We start from the raw sequence: 1,428 nt of genomic DNA, 5'->3' as shown, positions 1-1,428 counted from the left end.
GCACGGGAAGGTTTTCTGCATCAAATCCTCCCAATTTACCTAATAAAAACCAGGAATTGAACAATTCTTCTACGTATTCCTTTTCCCGATAGGAGGGAACAGTGCTAAATTCTATCCAAATCCACAAATCAAATGGGTTAAACTCACGAAATATAATTTGCATATCGTTAGGGAACAGGGAATCGGGAATCGGGAATCGGGAATCGGGAATCGGGAATCGGGAATCGGGAATCGGGAATCGGTTTCAAGCAATTATGTTAACAAAAACTAAGTTTTACTTATCACCATCAATCCCGACTATCCGATAGTAAACTTTTGATTAATCCTGATTTTTTTCATAACTATATTATCACAATTTTAAACTAGTTGTGAAAAATATAGTTATGAAAAATCACCAATAGTGAGAGAGGGAGCAGCTGGTTGACTGACAAAAGTTCACATAGCGCGATCGGTGCAGGAATCGGTGTAGCAGCGCGCTACCCAACGGAAGACTCATTCTTTCCCAGTGATGGAAGGTGTTACCTTCTCAAATTGGCTACAAATGCCATATTCTGACTGGGTGACTAAACTCAGACAGGATGACAAGCGAAAACACCTCCCGTCTCTATAATGCCCTTGTTACGTTATTGGGTCAATCCAAACAATGGGCTGATATCAGACATCTACATACAAAGCGTCTGGATGGTAGTTGGACTAATCCACTCAGGTAGCGTAAATCTGACAAAATGGACTATGTACATCCACTCAAGTGCTGTGTTTGCGACAGTCACGCAACGTCGATTCAGTCGATGGTTGCAACGGTCCCCGGATTAATCCACAACGGTTATATAGCCCACTGATTCAGGAAGCCTTGAATAGATGGGAAAATGAACTATTGTATCTAAGCTTGGATACTTCCATGCTGTGGAATCAATATTGTCTGATTAGGGTAGCTGTGGTATACCGAGGAAGAGCAGTGCCAGTGGCTTGGCGAGTACTGGAGCATTCTTCTAGCAGCGTCAAGATAGGCAGCTATTTTGACTTGCTCTTGGCAGTGTCGCGATTAATGCCAGATAGAGTTAAAGTTGTACTGCTAGCAGACAGAGGATTCATCAATACTCAGTTAATGAAGTATGTCTTGGCTGAACTGGGTTGGCATTATCGCATCCGCATCAAAAGTGATTTCTGGCTCTGGCGACCTGGTAAAGGTTGGTCTCAAGTACGAGATTTTCATGTTCTACGGGGTGAAGCTCTTTTACTCCAAAATGTCTGGATTCACAAAACCGAATATGCATGGTGCAGTTAATCTGGGTCTGGCTTGTGAGGGAATTAGCGGGGAACTTTGGTACATCGTAAGCGACGAACCGACCACCCTTCAGACATTTCGGGAATATGGCTTACGCTTTGATATTGAAGAGAGCTTTCTTGATGACAAGTCCAATGGTTTTG

The 1,428-nt window shown here is 42.9% G+C and carries 3 protein-coding genes; 1 reads left to right on the top strand and 2 read right to left on the bottom strand.

The window, feature by feature from the left end; all coding sequences use genetic code 11:
- Both F6K53_RS42400 and F6K53_RS42395 read right to left on the bottom strand, forming a co-directional pair.
- On the bottom strand, window positions 1-163 hold a 163-nt coding region (locus F6K53_RS42400; protein WP_293086523.1), incomplete at its 3' end, for a DUF3531 family protein.
- Window positions 112-252 carry a hypothetical protein gene (locus F6K53_RS42395; protein WP_293086520.1) on the bottom strand — a complete coding sequence of 47 codons (141 nt, stop codon included), beginning with the start codon at window positions 250-252 and terminating at the stop codon, window positions 112-114. The genes F6K53_RS42400 and F6K53_RS42395, both read right to left, overlap by 52 nt.
- Before the next feature lie 505 nt (window positions 253-757).
- Here F6K53_RS42395 and F6K53_RS42390 point away from each other — a divergent pair.
- A complete protein-coding gene (locus F6K53_RS42390; RefSeq protein ID WP_293086518.1) occupies window positions 758-1,285 on the top strand; it encodes a hypothetical protein in 528 nt (175 codons plus the stop codon).
- The last annotated feature ends 143 nt before the right edge of the window (window positions 1,286-1,428 follow it).

It is taken from the genome of Moorena sp. SIO4A1 (genome assembly GCF_010672065.1).
In the GTDB taxonomy this organism is placed as follows: domain Bacteria; phylum Cyanobacteriota; class Cyanobacteriia; order Cyanobacteriales; family Coleofasciculaceae; genus Moorena.
The sequence above is the reverse complement of the archived record's forward strand: the minus strand, read 5'-3'. Positions and strand labels throughout refer to the sequence as shown.